The sequence below is a fragment of the Mycobacterium sp. genome, from assembly GCF_052143115.1.
In the GTDB taxonomy this organism is placed as follows: domain Bacteria; phylum Actinomycetota; class Actinomycetes; order Mycobacteriales; family Mycobacteriaceae; genus Mycobacterium.
The window spans coordinates 39,072-54,072 of record NZ_JBKQTQ010000066.1; the positions used below are offsets into that span (position 1 = coordinate 39,072).

At 65.4% G+C, this 15,001-nt stretch carries 18 protein-coding genes; 13 read left to right on the forward strand and 5 right to left on the reverse strand.

Features of this window, described 5'->3' with window-relative positions; genetic code table 11:
* Positions 1 to 9 precede the first annotated feature (9 nt).
* Entirely contained in the window at positions 10 to 1,269 is a 1,260-nt protein-coding gene (locus ACLQI9_RS07365) for a M18 family aminopeptidase (protein ID WP_442384039.1), read from the reverse strand.
* A 59-nt stretch (positions 1,270 to 1,328) separates the two neighbouring features.
* Between ACLQI9_RS07365 and ACLQI9_RS07370 the strand changes: the two genes are divergently transcribed.
* Genes ACLQI9_RS07370 through ACLQI9_RS07380 form a run of 3 tightly spaced genes read left to right on the forward strand, consistent with a single transcriptional unit; the run spans position 1,329 to position 3,551 of the window.
* Positions 1,329 to 2,357 carry a Dyp-type peroxidase gene (locus ACLQI9_RS07370; protein ID WP_442391409.1) on the forward strand — a complete coding sequence of 343 codons (1,029 nt, stop codon included), beginning with the start codon at positions 1,329 to 1,331 and terminating at the stop codon, positions 2,355 to 2,357.
* The gene (locus ACLQI9_RS07375; RefSeq protein WP_442384035.1) at positions 2,354 to 3,151 is read left to right on the forward strand and encodes a family 1 encapsulin nanocompartment shell protein; all 798 of its coding nucleotides are present in this window, start codon (positions 2,354 to 2,356) and stop codon (positions 3,149 to 3,151) included. The genes ACLQI9_RS07370 and ACLQI9_RS07375 overlap by 4 nt, the downstream gene beginning before the upstream one ends.
* 34 nt (positions 3,152 to 3,185) lie before the next feature.
* Entirely contained in the window at positions 3,186 to 3,551 is a 366-nt protein-coding gene (locus ACLQI9_RS07380; RefSeq protein ID WP_442384033.1) for a VOC family protein, read from the forward strand.
* Positions 3,552 to 3,589: 38 nt separating this feature from the next.
* Here ACLQI9_RS07380 and ACLQI9_RS07385 read toward each other — a convergent pair whose 3' ends face one another.
* Positions 3,590 to 4,249 (reverse strand): SDR family oxidoreductase, encoded by a 660-nt coding sequence (locus ACLQI9_RS07385; RefSeq protein WP_442384030.1) that lies wholly within the window; start codon positions 4,247 to 4,249, stop codon positions 3,590 to 3,592.
* A gap of 256 nt (positions 4,250 to 4,505) precedes the next feature.
* Between ACLQI9_RS07385 and ACLQI9_RS07390 the strand changes: the two genes are divergently transcribed.
* From ACLQI9_RS07390 to ACLQI9_RS07430, 9 genes are all read left to right on the forward strand, one after another.
* The gene (locus ACLQI9_RS07390; protein ID WP_442384028.1) at positions 4,506 to 5,378 is read left to right on the forward strand and encodes an alpha/beta fold hydrolase; all 873 of its coding nucleotides are present in this window, start codon (positions 4,506 to 4,508) and stop codon (positions 5,376 to 5,378) included.
* 69 nt (positions 5,379 to 5,447) lie between these two features.
* Complete coding sequence (locus tag ACLQI9_RS07395; protein WP_442384026.1) at positions 5,448 to 6,143, forward strand: TetR/AcrR family transcriptional regulator; 696 nt, start codon at positions 5,448 to 5,450, stop codon at positions 6,141 to 6,143.
* A gap of 23 nt (positions 6,144 to 6,166) precedes the next feature.
* Positions 6,167 to 6,838, forward strand: coding sequence for a TetR/AcrR family transcriptional regulator (locus tag ACLQI9_RS07400; RefSeq protein ID WP_442384024.1), 672 nt, complete (start codon positions 6,167 to 6,169; stop codon positions 6,836 to 6,838).
* An 80-nt stretch (positions 6,839 to 6,918) separates the two neighbouring features.
* The gene (locus ACLQI9_RS07405; RefSeq protein WP_442384022.1) at positions 6,919 to 7,974 is read left to right on the forward strand and encodes a zinc-binding alcohol dehydrogenase family protein; all 1,056 of its coding nucleotides are present in this window, start codon (positions 6,919 to 6,921) and stop codon (positions 7,972 to 7,974) included.
* A gap of 40 nt (positions 7,975 to 8,014) precedes the next feature.
* Entirely contained in the window at positions 8,015 to 8,698 is a 684-nt protein-coding gene (locus tag ACLQI9_RS07410) for a haloacid dehalogenase type II (RefSeq protein WP_442384020.1), read from the forward strand.
* 86 nt (positions 8,699 to 8,784) lie between these two features.
* Positions 8,785 to 9,327 carry a methylated-DNA--[protein]-cysteine S-methyltransferase gene (locus ACLQI9_RS07415; protein ID WP_442384018.1) on the forward strand — a complete coding sequence of 181 codons (543 nt, stop codon included), beginning with the start codon at positions 8,785 to 8,787 and terminating at the stop codon, positions 9,325 to 9,327.
* A gap of 23 nt (positions 9,328 to 9,350) precedes the next feature.
* Complete coding sequence (locus ACLQI9_RS07420) at positions 9,351 to 9,851, forward strand: RNA polymerase sigma factor (RefSeq protein ID WP_442384016.1); 501 nt, start codon at positions 9,351 to 9,353, stop codon at positions 9,849 to 9,851.
* Positions 9,848 to 10,450: a methylated-DNA--[protein]-cysteine S-methyltransferase gene (locus ACLQI9_RS07425; RefSeq protein ID WP_442384014.1), complete on the forward strand. Its 603-nt coding sequence runs from the start codon at positions 9,848 to 9,850 to the stop codon at positions 10,448 to 10,450. The genes ACLQI9_RS07420 and ACLQI9_RS07425 overlap by 4 nt, the downstream gene beginning before the upstream one ends.
* Positions 10,447 to 11,067, forward strand: coding sequence for a hypothetical protein (locus tag ACLQI9_RS07430; protein ID WP_442384012.1), 621 nt, complete (start codon positions 10,447 to 10,449; stop codon positions 11,065 to 11,067). Before ACLQI9_RS07425 ends, ACLQI9_RS07430 begins: the two co-directional genes overlap by 4 nt.
* Positions 11,068 to 11,079: 12 nt before the next feature.
* On the opposite strand, the gene ACLQI9_RS07435 is transcribed toward ACLQI9_RS07430, so the two are convergent.
* The gene (locus ACLQI9_RS07435) at positions 11,080 to 11,856 is read right to left on the reverse strand and encodes an isocitrate lyase/PEP mutase family protein (protein WP_442384010.1); all 777 of its coding nucleotides are present in this window, start codon (positions 11,854 to 11,856) and stop codon (positions 11,080 to 11,082) included.
* A complete protein-coding gene (locus ACLQI9_RS07440) occupies positions 11,853 to 12,167 on the reverse strand; it encodes a putative quinol monooxygenase (RefSeq protein ID WP_442384008.1) in 315 nt (104 codons plus the stop codon). The genes ACLQI9_RS07435 and ACLQI9_RS07440 overlap by 4 nt, the downstream gene beginning before the upstream one ends.
* A 162-nt stretch (positions 12,168 to 12,329) precedes the next feature.
* Here ACLQI9_RS07440 and ACLQI9_RS07445 point away from each other — a divergent pair, with 162 nt between their 5' ends.
* Positions 12,330 to 13,772, forward strand: coding sequence for a dihydrolipoyl dehydrogenase family protein (locus tag ACLQI9_RS07445; RefSeq protein ID WP_442384005.1), 1,443 nt, complete (start codon positions 12,330 to 12,332; stop codon positions 13,770 to 13,772).
* Here ACLQI9_RS07445 and ACLQI9_RS07450 read toward each other — a convergent pair.
* On the reverse strand, positions 13,757 to 14,836 hold the full coding sequence (locus tag ACLQI9_RS07450; RefSeq protein WP_442384003.1) for an NAD-dependent epimerase/dehydratase family protein: 1,080 nt from the start codon (positions 14,834 to 14,836) through the stop codon (positions 13,757 to 13,759). The genes ACLQI9_RS07445 and ACLQI9_RS07450 overlap by 16 nt on opposite strands.
* Positions 14,837 to 15,001: the final 165 nt, after the last annotated feature.

Below are 15,001 nucleotides of genomic sequence, written 5' to 3' on the forward strand. Positions count from 1 at the left end.
CCCAACAGGTCAGCCGGGCGACAAGAATGCCCGCAGAGCCGCCGCGTAAGCCGCGACGTCGCCCGCGCCCATGAGTTCCCGTGCCGAGTGCATGGCCAGCTGGGGGGCGCCGACGTCGACGGTCGGGATACCGGTCCGGGCCGACGTCATCGGACCGATCGTCGAACCGCAGGGCAGGTCGGCGCGGTGTTCGTAACGTTGCAGCGGCACCCCGGCCTGCTGGCAGGCCAGCGCGAACGCGGCGGCGGTGCGGCCGTCGGTGGCGTACCGCAGATTCGGGTGCACCTTGAGCACCGGACCACCGTTGATCGCGATGAGGTGCCCGGGCTCATGCCGCTCCGGGTAGTTGGGATGGGTGGCGTGCGCCATGTCCGCCGAGGCCACCATCGATCCGGCAAGCCGCCGCAGAAAGTCTTCCCGCCCGCCACCACCAGCGAGCACGATGCGCTCCAGCGTGGTCAGCAGCAGCTCGGAGTCAGCGCCGTGATCAGAGGTGGACCCGACCTCCTCGTGGTCAAACAGCGCCAGCACCGGCAGGTATTCGCCGGCTAGGGCGTCCAGAAACGCCTCCAGGCCCGCGTAGCAGGACGCCTGGTTGTCCAGCCGCGGCGCGCTGACGAACTGGTCGCCGAGGCCGGACAGCGTCGACGGGGTCAAATCGTGGGTCATCAGATCGGCGCCCAGGACGTCGTCGGGATCGATGCCAGCCTGTTCGGCGACGTAGCCGATGAACGACCGGGTTCGATCGTCGGCTCCCCACACCGCGTTGACGTGGCGCTGCGGATCCAGCGTGAGCGACTTGCGGTCCTCCGCCAGGTGGATCGCCAACTGCGGCACGCGCAGGATCGCAGCGTCGATCCGCACCAGCCGGTGCGCGATGCCGGCGCCGTCCCGCACCGACAGTCGCCCGCTGACGCCCAGATCACGGTCCAGCCAGGAGTTCAGCCAGGCACCGCCGTACGGCTCCAGCGCCACCACCTGCCAACCCGCGACCGCACGGTCGGGGTGTTGCTTGACCCGAAGATTAGGGCTGTCGGTATGACCGCCGATGACCCGAAACGGCCGTCCGCCGGTGTCGCTCCCGCTGTCCCAGGCCACCAGCGACCCGGCGCGTACGGTGAAGAATTTGCCCGTCGAGGGCCACCCGTCTGTCTCGGCCAGCTCGGTGTAGCCGGCGGCGCGCAGCCTGGCCGCCACCGTGGCGCAGACGTGGAACGGCGACGGGGACGCGTCGATGAAGTCACACAAGCCTCGCGCCGTGGCCGCCATGTCCCCATCTTTTCACCACGGGATTATCTGAAGCCCGTGGGCACGTTAGGGTCGAACCCGTGCCCCCAGTGCAGCCGCAACCGGTTCTCGCACCCCTGACACCGGCCGCGATCTTCCTGGTGGTCAGCATCGACGAGGGCGGCGAGGAGACGGCGCACAATGCGCTGTCAGACATTTCCGGACTGGTGCGGGCAATCGGATTCCGCGATCCCACCAAACACTTGTCGGTGATCGCCTCGATCGGCTCCGAGGCCTGGGACCGGTTGTTCACCGGCCCGCGGCCTGCCGAGCTGCATCCGTTCATCGAGTTGGAAGGCCCGCGGCACGCCGCCCCGGCCACACCCGGCGATCTGTTGTTCCACATCCGGGCCGAGACCATGGATGTCTGTTTCGAGCTGGCCAATCGCGTTCTCAAGTCGATGGCCGGCGCGGTGACCGTTGTCGACGAAGTGCACGGCTTCCGGTTCTTCGACAACCGCGATCTGCTGGGCTTCGTCGACGGGACCGAAAACCCCGGCTGTGCGCTGGCGGTCTCCGCCACCGCCGTGGGCGACGAGGATCCGGATTTCGGCGGCTCATGCTATGTGCACGTGCAGAAGTACCTGCACGATATGGCGGCGTGGGAGTCACTGTCGGTCACCGAGCAGGAGCGGGTGATCGGCCGGACCAAGCTGGACGACATCGAGTTCGACGACGACGAGAAGCCGGCCAACGCCCACATCGCACTCAACGTCATTGCCGACGACGACGGCACCGAGCTGAAGATCGTGCGGCACAACATGCCGTTCGGCGAACTCGGAAAAGGCGAATTCGGTACGTATTTCATCGGGTATTCGCGCGCGCCCGAGGTCACCGAACGGATGCTGCGCAACATGTTCCTTGGCGATCCCCCGGGCAACACCGATCGCATCCTGGACTTCTCGGTCGCGGTCACCGGCGGATTGTTCTTCTCCCCGACCATCGACTTCCTCGACGATCCACCGCCGCTGCCGAGTTCATCGGTCACGGCGCCGGCGGTGGTTACCGTGCCCACAGATGGCACAGATGGCTCGTTGGCGATCGGCAGTTTGAAAGGAACCCGGCAATGAACAACCTCTATCGCGATCTTGCGCCGATCACCGAAGAGGCTTGGACCGAAATCGAATTGGAAGCAACACGGACGTTCAAGCGGCACATCGCCGGACGCCGGGTCGTCGACGTCAGCGAGCCGGGAGGGCCGGTCACGGCGGCGATCAGCACCGGCCGTCTGCTCGACGTGAAGGCACCCACCGACGGCGTCGTCGCGCACCTGCGTGCCAGCAAACCACTTGTGCGGCTTCGGGTTCCATTTACCCTGTCGCGCAGGGAGATCGACGACGTCGAACGCGGGTCGCAGGACTCCGACTGGGATCCGGTCAAGGCTGCCGCCAAGAAGCTGGCGTTCGTCGAAGACCGGGCCATCTTCGAAGGCTACGACGCCGCGTCGATCGACGGCATCCGTAGCTGTAGCTCCAACCCAGCGCTCAAACTGCCCAAGGACGTTCGCGGCTTTCCCGACGTCATCTCGCAAGCGTTGTCCGGGCTGCGACTGGCCGGTGTCGACGGGCCGTATTCGGTGCTGCTGTCCGCCGACGCCTACACCAAAGTCAGCGAGACCACCGAACACGGCTATCCGATCCGCGAGCATATCCGTCGGCTGATTGACGGCGACATCATCTGGGCGCCGGCCATCGACGGTGCGTTCGTGCTGACCACCCGCGGCGGCGACTTCGACCTGCAGCTAGGCACCGACGTGTCGATCGGATACCTCAGCCATGACGCCGACACCGTGCAGTTGTACCTGCAGGAGACCCTGACGTTCCTGTGCTACACCGCGGAGGCGTCGGTCGCGCTGAGCCCGTAGCTGATCGAGTGGAATCCGGTCTGGGAGTCACGCGATGGGATACAAGGCAACGGTGGAACTCGTGCTCGACTGTGCAGAGCCACAGACGCTCGCTAAGTTCTGGCGCGACGCGCTCGACTATCGCGAGTACTACATGGGCGCGAACCTGGCTGTGCTCGTTCCCAAGGAGGGGATCGCTTCACCGCTTCTCCTTCAAGGAGTGCCCGAACCCAAAGCGGGCAAGAACCGCATGCACGTCGACATTGTGGTCGACGACATCGAGACCGAGGTCCACCGGCTGCAGGCACTCGGCGCTCGTCGCATCGACCAAGGTGTGCAGAGCTTCGGGGGAACTCGATGGGTCAGGATGTCGGACCCCGAGCAGAATGAGTTCTGCGTCTCCACCGGCGTGGAGTGGTAAGTCCTCACACCGCGAATTTGGATGCCGTGGGAAGGGACCTAGGTCAGCGGTTCACCGCCGTCCACCTTCAAGGTCACGCCGGTCAGGAAAGTGTTGGTCATCGCGAACAGCACGGCGCCGGCAATGTCGTCCGGCGTTCCGATACGCCGCGCCGGATTGCGGGAACTGATGTGTTCGAAATAGTCACGCTTTCCTTCTGCGCCAAGCGAATCCCAGGCGCCGGTGTCGATGACCCCCGGCGAGATGGCGTTGACCCGTATCGGGGCGAGCTCGACCGCGAGCCATCGGGTGAGGAAATCCACGGCGCCGTTCGTGATGCCGACGCCGAGATAGCCGACGTTGAGCTTGAAGGCGTGCACACCGGAGAACAAGACGAACGAGCCGCCGGGGTTGATATGTCCCGCAAGGTATTTAGCGAGCATGGTGGGACCGATAACCTTGGTGTCGAACGACATCCGCAGATTCTCGCGCTGCAGGTCTGCTAAATTCCCGCGCGCACGTGCCGACGCGGTCGACACCACATGGTCGACGGGGCCCAGTCGGTCGGCGAGCGCGGCGATCGATGCGTCGTCGGTAATGTCCACGACCTCGGCGCTGATCCCGGGATCGGCGGTGTCGGCATAGGCATCAGCCAGTTTGGTTTTGTCTCGTCCGGCGACAACGACTCGCGCACCCTCTGATCGCGCCAGCAGCGTCACCGCACGCGCAATTCCACTGCCGCGGCCTACCCACCAGCACTGTCTGATCCCGCAACGCGCTACCCATCGACAGCTACTCCTTTGGCCTGCTTGCCGGGTCGGCGACGCGGCGGAAATCTCGGTTTGCCACCGCTCCCACCTAGAAATGGGTTATTTGACCCAGAATATGCATACCGTGCCGAGCAGTCAACGTCTTGTGCCGCAGTTGCGTCAGGAGCATAATGGGATGTATAACCCAAAATGGGAGGAATCACCCATGCCGACTGTTCATCACCGCTACCTCACCGTCGACGGTCATCAGCTGTTCTTCCGGGAAGCCGGCGATCCGCACGCGCCCGCGCTGGTGCTCCTGCACGGCTTTCCGACGAGCTCGTATATGTTCCGCGACTTGGTTCCCGCACTCGCTGACCGCTACCACGTGATCGCGCCGGATCATTTGGGATTCGGCCTTTCTGACGCACCATCGGTGCAGCAGTTCGAGTACACGTTCGATGCGCTCACCGCGTTGACGCAAGGCCTGCTACGCGCACTTAATGTCGACCGGTACGCGATGTACGTGCAGGATTACGGAGCTCCGATCGGGTGGCGGCTGGCGCTGCATGACCCCGCCGCGATTACGGCGATCATCAGCCAGAACGGTAACGCTTACGACGCGGGCTTTGTAGAAAGCTTCTGGAAGGTCGTCACTGCCTATCAGACTGAGCAGACGGCCGAGACCGAAGGCGCGGTAAGGCAATTCCTCACCTTGGACGCCACCCGCTGGCAATACGTCACCGGGGTGCCGGACGAGACGCTGGTCAATCCGGAATCCTGGTATCACGACTACGCGCTGATATCCCGGCCGGGAAATGACGAAGTGCAACTCAAACTGTTGCGTGATTACGCGAGCAACTCGCCGCTCTACCCACGCGTGCAGGACTACTTCCGCGCCAGCAAAGTGCCACTGTTGGCGGCGTGGGGCCGCGGCGACGAAATATTTGGTCCAGCCGGTGCGCAAGCTTTCGCCGAGGACTTGCCCGATGCCGAAATCCATCTGCTCGAGGGCGGGCACTTTCTGCTTGAGTCGGCGCTGGACGAGGTGAGCGGGCTGATCCGCTTCTTCCTCGCCAAAGTGCTCCCCGCCACCTGAGGACACACGGCGCAATCATATGGGTTGAACGTCCCATAATCGGCGGTGTATGCGCGTTAACCTGACGCTATGGTCCATGCCGATCTGCACGACGACCGGCGCTTGACCGCCAAGGGTCGCGCTACCCGCGACCGGATCGTGCAGGTCGCCGCCGAGCTGATCCTCAGTGACGGCCTCTCGGCGTTGAACATGGACGCTCTGCGCAAGGCGGCGTCGGTAAGCGGCTCCCAACTCGCCCACTATTTCACCGACAAGCGGGCGCTGATCCGTGCGGTTGTCGCGCGCCAGATCAACGTGGTGCTCGATTTTCACCGCCAGCCCAAGCTTCGGGCGCTCGACACGTTCGACGACTTCGAGCGCTGGATCGATCTGAACACGCGTTACCTGAGACGAATCGGCTACTCCGGCACACCCACCTATCACGCGTTGGCCGGACAACTCGGAAAGTCCGACACCGCAACACGCGAGACGCTGGCGGCGGGCTACTCGCAGTGGATCGAACTCCTGGAGCAGGCGATCCGACGCATGAAAGATCACCGCGTTCTGGGCGCACACGCCGACCCGCGAGAGTTGGCTTTGGTCATCGTCAGCGCCCACCAGGGCGGCGCCACGTTGAGCTTCACCTATCGCGCGGAGTGGCCGCACGCCGACGCCGTGCGTTTTGCGGTCAACTACTTGCGCATGTTCGCCGCCGACCCCGCCGAACGGGTCCCCCGTCGACCGCGGCGTCCCCGCGGTCCGCGCAAAGCCGCCCAACCTGCCTGACAGAGCCGAAAGGGGGCGGCCACGTGCCCGACGACGCCGCATCGCGGTTTACCCGCAAAGGACGCGCGACTCGGGCGCGCATCGTCGACGTCGCCGCAAAGCTCATGTTCCAGCGTGGCGTTGCCGGCACCAGCATCGACGAGGTGCGCAACACGGCGGACGTCAGCGGGTCGCAGATCTCGCACTATTTCCATGACAAACGCGACCTGACCCGTCAGGTGATCGCCGAGCGCTGTACCGACGTCCAGGAGTTTCACACCCAGCCGAAGTTCGGCGGCTTCGACAGCCTCCAGGCGCTGCAAGCGTGGGCGGACGCCAATTTCGCCGACGTCGACGCGGTCTACCGACAAGGTGGCTGCATCTACGGTTCGCTTGCCGGAGAGTTGACCGAAGCCGACTCCGAAGTCCACGACGATCTCGCCGCCGGGTACGACCGCTGGCTCGAGCTGTTTCGTGACGGAATCGCCGAGATGCGCCGTCGCGGCGATCTGCGTCCCGACGCCGACCCGCGACATCTCGCGGTCTCGCTGGTCGCCGCGCATCAGGGCGGCGCCATGCTCACTTATGCGATGGACGACCCGGAACCGCTGCGCGCAGCGCTGAATTCCGCTGTCGAATACGTGCGTTCGTTTGCACCGGCGCCGAAGCGCCGCCGGTCACCGGCCCGGTCTTCTCGACGCAAGCCCACGGACTGAGCCACATAGACAGATTTGGGTTGCGTAGCCCATAATAGTGGGCAGCGTGGCCCAGTATGGCGCGAGGAGGAAGGCACATCGTGTCCGTTGCAGAGTCACCGTCAGGCGACGCACTGCCCGCCGCGCCCGCGGTGGTACGCGAACGGGCGGGCGGAGAAACCATGCGGGCGATCGTGCTAGAGAAGTTCGGCGGACTCGACAGCCTGGTCTACACCGACATCCCCAAACCGCTACCCAAGGACGGCGAGGTCGTCATCAAAGTCCGCGGCTTCGGCATCAACCACGCCGAGCTGCACATGCGCCGCGGCGAATGGGCAGAAGCCGCTGAAGTCAGCGGCATCGAATGCGTCGGGATCGTCGATTCCTGTCCGGGCGGAGAGTTCCCGGTCGGAGCAAAGGTGGCCGCGCTGATGGGCGGCCTCGGCCGAACCATCAATGGCAGCTACGCCGAATACACCCGAGTGCGCGCGGCCAACGTTGCCCTCATCGACTCCGAACTGCCCTGGTCGCAGCTGGCCGCGCTGCCGGAAACCTACGCGACCGCCTGGACATGCCTGTTCCGCAACCTCAAACTGTCGACGGGACAAACCGTCGTAATCCGCGGCGCGACTTCATCGTTCGGTCAGGCCGCGGTCAAGATGGCGGTCGCGGCCGATGCACGCGTGATAGCCACCGCACGCAGGCGCGAGCGTTTCGGCATGCTGGAGGCGCTCGGCGCCGCGCGGGTGGAGCTGGAATCGCGAACACTGGCTGCCAGCATCGCGGAAGCCAAGCAGATCGATGCGGTGCTCGACTTGGTCGGCAACAGTACGATCTTGGACTCGCTGGACATGCTTCGTCGCGACGGCACCGCCTGCCTGGCGGGATGGCTGGGCGGCCTGGACCCGATCGGCGATTTCAACCCGCTGCTGCGTATGGCCAGCGGGGTGAACTGGTCCTTCTTCGGCAGCTTTGTGTTTGGCAGCCCAGGGTTCCCGCTGTCCGACGTACCCCTTCAAGACATCGCAGCGCAGGTGGCCGCCGGGCGACTCGAAGCAGCCCCGGAACGCGTCTTCTCCTTCGACCAGATCCGCGAAGCGCATCGCGTCATGGAGGCCGGTGAAGCCGGCGGCAAAATGGTCGTCGTCATGGAATGAGCTCAGCCACGAGAACCGCGTCGTATTAGATGATCGAACGATGACTGCTGCTCCAGCTGTTCTTGTGTTCGACGTGAACGAAACGCTCATCGACATCGAAGCCATGGCGCCGTTTTTCGAACGAATCTTCGGTGATCCGCGGGTAATGCGCGAGTGGTTCGCTCAGCTGGTCACCTACTCGATGACCGCGACGCTGGCGGGCCGCTACGTCGACTACTTCACCCTGGGCCAGGGGCTGCTGCCGATGCTCGCAAACATCCACGGCGTGCAGATCACTGATGATGACGTGCAAAGCGTGAAGCACGGCATGTTGACGATGCCGGCGCACCCGGATGTCGAGGATGGGCTGACAGCGCTGCGCGACAATGGCTTTCGCCTCGTGACGCTGACGAATTCGCCACCCAACCCGGAAGGGCCGAGCCCGCTGGAACACGCCGGGCTGGCGCACTTTTTCGAGCAAATGTTCAGCGTCGAGGCGCGCCGCGCGTTCAAGCCCGCCCCGACCGTGTACCGCCACGTGTGCGAGGAACTCGCGGTGGCCCCGGAAGACTGCATGATGGTCGCCGCCCATGTCTGGGACACCGTCGGCGCGCAATCTGTCGGATTCGACGGCGCGCTGATCACCCGCCCCGGCAATGCACCGCTACCGATCCCCGATCTGCCGCAGCCGACGCTCGTCGCGCGTGATCTGCGCGAGCTCGCGCAGCAACTCTGCGCGTCGTGAGCCTGACGCTTCGGCCAACCTCACAAAACCGGCGCACCAGACGTCTACCGAGTAGATAGCGATACCGACGACTTCCAGGAGCCCTCATGTCCACCGCAGCCGCCACGATTTCGACTCGACACGTCATCGTCGATTCACCCCTCGGACCGTTGACACTGGTGCGCGACGACGGTGATGACAGTGGCCTCACCGGCCTGTATTACCCCGGCCACTGGACCCGCCCGGACCGCGAGTCGTTCGGGCCGCAAGTCGAAGCGAGCGACGATCACGGCTTCGATGAGGCCATCACCCAGCTCAGCGAATACTTCGCCGGCGAGCGCCGGGATTTCGATCTGCCGCTCAACCCGCGCGGCAGCGATACGGCACGGCAGGTCTGGCAGCTACTCACCGAGATCCCCTACGGCCAGACCACCACCTACGGCGCGTTGGCAGACGATGTCGGTGGCGGCGTCGACGCTCGCGACATCGGCGGCTTTGTCGGCGCCAACCCGTTGTCCATCTTCATCCCCTGTCATCGAGTGGTCGGATCCACCGGGAAACTCACCGGATACGCCGGCGGCCTAGACCGCAAGCGATACTTGCTCGAACTGGAGAATGCGATACCGGCCTCACCGCAAACGCTGTGGTAGCGGCCACGCGATCAACCAACGGGATGAAGCCGCCATTCGAGAAGGTCGTCGCGCAGCACGGTGCCACCGTGTTGCGCGTGGTCCGCGCGGTCCTCGGCCACGCTGATGCTGACGACGCCTGGTCCGACACCTTCTTAGCGGCGATGAGGGCCTACCCCGACCTACCGGCCGACGCCAACCTCGAGGCGTGGCTGGTCACCATCGCCCACCGCAAGGCGATCGACATCCACCGCGCCACCGCCCGACGGGCGATACCGATCGCGGACACACCGGATACGCCATCGCCCGACCACGCCGACGAAGGCCACGGTGACCTGACCGAGGCGGTTGCCGCGTTGCCCACCAAACAACGCCAGGCGGTGGCCTACCACTACCTGGCCGGCCTGCCCTACGCCGAGATCGCCACGCTACTCGACAGCAGTGCCGCCGCCGCCCGGCGCGCGGCCGCCGACGGCATCGCTGCGCTACGACGTACGTACGCGCACAACCATATTGACGAATCACAAAAAACGGAGTCCCAATGAGTACAGTTGACCTCGCCGCGCTCTACCCGGTCGATGACGACGACATCACCCGCCTGCACGCCCGACTGGCGGCGACCGCCGAGCGCGACGACCTTCTCGACGTCGCCTATCGGACGGTCGATTCGCCCGTCGGCTCACTGCTGATCGCCGCGACACCGGTGGGGCTGGTGCGAGTGGCCTTCAGCAGCGAAGGGCATGACGTGGTGTTGCAGAACCTCTCCGACCGCATTAGCTCCCGGTTGCTGCAAGCCCCGAAGCGGCTGGATGCTGTCGCGCGCCAACTGGAGGAGTATTTTTCCGGACGCCGTCACGCCTTCGACGTCCCGCTGGATTGGCAGCTCTCCAAAGGATTTCGGCGTGTGGTGCTGAGCCACCTGGCGATCGACATCGACTACGGCACCACCACCAGCTACGGCACCTTGGCCCGACTTTCAGGTTCTCCCAAGGCCGTTCGCGCCGTCGGGACGACCTGCGCGACAAATCCCATCCCCGTCGTGGTGCCGTGCCACCGGGTCGTCCGCGCCGACGGCACGTTAGGCGGCTACCGCGATGGGCCGGTCGCCAAACGCACCCTGCTGGATCTGGAAGGTGTCAGGTGACATCGGCCCCCGCACGCAACCGCGTAACACCGCGCGGCGACATCGTCGCCGTTGCGGGTCGCGGCGCGTGGATGGGCAATCGCGGTCGACTGCACGAAGGCCGGGGCAGCCGCGACGTTGTGCGCAACTATCAAAGCAAGGCCTGGATCACCTGCGTACTGGAGTTCAAGGGTCGTCGAGCACCGCAGTGGGCGCCGAATCATTACACCCAGTTGTTCTTTCTCGACGAGGCGGTCGCCTTTGCCGCGGGTCATCGACCGTGTGCCGAATGCCGCCGCAGCGCCTACAACGCCTACCGACGGGCGTGGTGCGAAACCCATGGCGGCACAACCCCCTACGCGAAGGACATGGACAGCCGACTGCACCGCGAGAGAACCGACCGGTCCCAGAATTCGCTGCCGTGGCGGATCCTGCCCGACGGAGCGTTCGTCGCTACGGACGACGGCCCGGCGATTGTGGTCGGTGACCACCTCTCGGTATGGGACGAGGCCGACAACGCCTATCGGCGACGACTGCCACGACCGGCCGCAGGATCCGCATCGGTGCTCACCCCACTGTCCACGGTCGCGGTGCTGCGCGCGGGATACCCGGTCCAGATCGACCCGGCCGCGCGCTGAACCCTGGCTCGGTCAGCGGGCCTGGTTCAGCCCGTCAAATTCGACCAGGCGTCCTTGCATCGCCGGGTATGCGGCGGCCGCGGGCGGAGGCACACCGTCCCGCACGTTTCGCGCGACCTCGACCGCGGCATGGATGGCCGCACGATATGGCAGCGACCCGGTGCTGACTCGACGCACGCCCAAATCCGCTAACTCGGCCAGGCTTAGCCCCGGCACCACGAGCACATTGACGGGAATCGGTATGTTGGCCGTCAGCTGACGCAGATCAGACGGGTCCGACGCGCCCGGGATGAAGATCCCGTCGGCGCCCGCTTCGACGTAGGCTTCGGCTCGTTTCAATGTGGCCGAGACATTGGCATCCTGATCGAGCCAGTAGGTGTCCACTCTGGCGTTGACAAAGACCTCGGGTGAACGCTTCTTGATCGCAACCACTTTGGCGGCATGGGCTTGCGGGCTGATCAATTTCTCCACCGTGCTGTCCTCGATGTTGATGCCCGCCGCACCAAGGCCAGCTACATACCCGGCCACCACGTCGGGATCATCGTCGTAACCGTCCTCGACGTCGGCGGAGACGTAGACCGGCACATTCCGAAGCTGACTAACCAAGTTGCTGGTCGGCTCCTTGCTCGATCGCCCCCCATCAGGACGCCCCGCACTGGCGGCGACCCCGAAGCTGGTGGTGCCAACCGCGCGATACCCCGCGTCATAGAAAGCGAGTGCAGACGACACATCCCACGCATTGGGCAATAACAATGGCTCGTCGGTGCAGTGCAGGTCGCGGAAACTCATGACAACGTGCCTTCGTCGCTTTCAGCGACGTCATACTGCTCGATCACTCTGCTTTCCAGCTTGGGCAGGATCTGCCCCAGCATCAGTTCTTTGAAATGCGGGGTCTCACGGTGCTCGGCGAACGCGGCACGCGACGTGTACCGCTCCAGCAACACGTAGCTTCTCGGGTCATCCAGGTTGAGGTATGCCTCGAAGGCAAGGTTGCCCGGTTCCTTTCGGGAAGCCTCAATTAGCTTGGGCAATAACGCGAGTACGGCATCGCGCATACCGTCGACAGTGCTGTGGCGGGCGATCACTTGCAATTCTGGCATGTCGGGCGCCTCTCCTGCCCAGAGATTTTTTGGGTTACATGACCCATTCAATACGCGTACCAGTAGGCTGTCAAACCGCGGTCCGAGGCTGATAACGAACGACGAGGCGGCCCAGGCGGCGGCGCGCTAACGTCACCGGAGGAATAACGAAAGAAGGGGGAAATGGCAGCAGCCGAACATACTTACGATGTCGTCGTGCTGGGCGCCGGACCGGTCGGACAGAATGCCGCTGAACGCGCCCGGGCGGCGGGGCTCAGTGTTGCGATGGTCGAGCGTGAGCTGGTCGACGGTGAATGCTCCTACTGGGCGTGCGTGCCCAGCAAGGCGCTGCTGCGCCCGGTCATCGCGGTAGCCGATGCCGACCGCGTCGACGGTGCGCGCGAGGCGGTCAAGGGTTCGATCAACGCCGCCGGCGTCTTCGGTCGCCGGGACCGCTACGTGAGTAATTGGGACGACACCGGTCAGGCCGATTGGGTAGCCGGCATCGGGGCAACCCTGGTACGCGGCCATGGACGATTGGACGGGCCCCGGCGCGTGACGGTCACCGCGGCCGGCGGCGAGGTGTCGGCGCTCACCGCCCGGCACGCTGTCGTCATCTGTACGGGAACCCGCGCAGCGCTTCCGGATTTGCCGGGCATTGCCGAAGCTCGACCTTGGACAAACCGGGAAGCCACCGATCGCAGTTCGGTGCCAAACCGCCTCGCGGTCGTCGGCGCAGGTGGCGTCGGCGTCGAAATGGCCACCGCCTGGCGTGGTTTGGGCGCAGCAGTGACCCTGCTGGCACGTGGATCTGGTCTGCTGCCGCGGATGGAGCCGTTCGTCGGCGAGCTTGTCGAGCGCGGGCTTCGGGAGTCGGGTGTTGTTGTCCGCGTGGGTGTGTCGGTGACCAAGCTGCGCCGACCCGATGCCGAAGGCCCGGTCACGCTGGAATTGAGCGACGGGAGCGAACTGGTGGTCGACGAGGTGCTGTTCGCGACCGGCCGAGCACCGCTGACCGACGACATCGGTTTACACACAGTGGGACTCACCCCCGGCGGCTGGCTCGACGTCGATGACACCTGTCGTGTGCGGGCCGTCGATGACGGCTGGCTCTATGCGGCCGGTGACGCCAATCATCGGGCGCTGCTGACTCATGAGGGCAAGTACCAGGCCCGGATCGCCGGGGCGGCGATCGCGGCCCGGGCGGCAGGGCATCCGTTGGATGCCGCGCCGTGGGGCGCGCATGCGGCCACCGCCGACCATTATGCGGTGCCGCAGGTTTTCTTCACCGAACCCGAAGCCGCCGCGGTCGGACTGTCGGCCGAGCAGGCCGAGCAGGCCGGTCACCGCGTGCGCGCGGTAGAAGTCGAAATCGGCGACGTCGTGATGGGAGCCAAGCTTTACGCGGACGGCTACACCGGTCGGGCGCGCATGGTGGTCGACGTCGACCACGGCTATCTGCTCGGTGTGACGTTCGTCGGCCCGGGCGTCTCCGAGCTGCTGCACTCGGCCACCGTCGCCGTCGCCGGTCGGGTGCCCATCGACCGGTTGTGGCACGCCGTGCCGTGCTTCCCCACGATCAGCGAAGTATGGCTGAGACTTTTTGAGGCCTACCGGGATTCGTGACCGTTGGTGTCCGGCCGGGGGTCGCCAAGCTCGGCCCGAATGGCACCCCACGGGTCGGCGTAACGGCCCGGTGCGTGCCGATACGCGGACTGACGTCTGAGCAGCTGCCGGACGACCGGGGCCAGCAGCCGCATCGGGTAGCGCCGCCAGCCGGCGGCGACGCGCATCTCGGCGAGCATGTCCGGCCAGGAGTGGTGCTGGAAGGACAGCATCTGCTGGGCGCGGGCGGTGTCCATCCAGTCGGTCACGAACCAGTTTTCGTCGCTGTCGGGGTCGCCGGGCCGGCCGGCGGGTAAGACGTTCGGCAGTCCCCTTGCCGCGGCCAGCGCCGGGCCGATGTCGATCTGGCGTCGCAGGTGTGAGTCGTCACCGGCGATCAGCAGGGTTTCACCCACCACGTCTGCTGTGGCCGCGGCGGCAAAGGCGGCGGCGGCGTCGCGGACGTCGACGGTGTGCAGGCGCCCATTGGTCGGCAGCGCGTTTTCGAAGAACAGCGCGTCCACCGTGAAGGGCATGGCACCCGGCTCGACGCTGATCACTCCGCCGAGGCGCAGGATCACCCAGTCCAAACTGGAAGCGCGGACATGGGCCTCGGCCTCGACCTTATGCGCGCCGTAGAGGTCCGACGCTTTCAGCGGGGAATCCACGCGCACCCGCTCGTGGTGCCGATGCGGATTGCGAGCGCCATACACGGCGTTGCTGGAGGCCTGGACGAAGCGGGGAGGGTGGGTATTTGACTCCGCGGCGCGCAGCAGTGCCACCGTCGCATCGACGTTGACGCGCCGTCCCAATTCGGGGTGGCGATAGATCGCCGGGATGATCAGCGCAGCCAGGTGGATGATCACCGTCGGTGACACCTCGACGACCAGCCGCTGCACCTCACGCGGGTCGGTCAGGTCCGCCCATCTCGCCTCGGCTCCGGCAGGCAGCAATGCGGCCGCCTTGCGCTGAGCGTCAGTGCCGAGATCGGTGGCCACCACGCGGTGGCCGTCGTCGACCAGGCGGCGCACGGTCTGCGATCCGACCAGCCCGAAACCGCCTGTGACAAGAACCTTCTCGGCCATCTTCCCCCTGTGCGCGGTTCATCCCCGCGACCGGCTGCGCTGCTCGCTGCTGCGGATATGACATTCTCATAAATTGAGAGTAGCGTATGTCATATCGGCGCGGTGTCCAGGATGGGGAGTCCGGACATCGCGCTGGTGCAGCAAACTCACAAACAACGAGCGGGG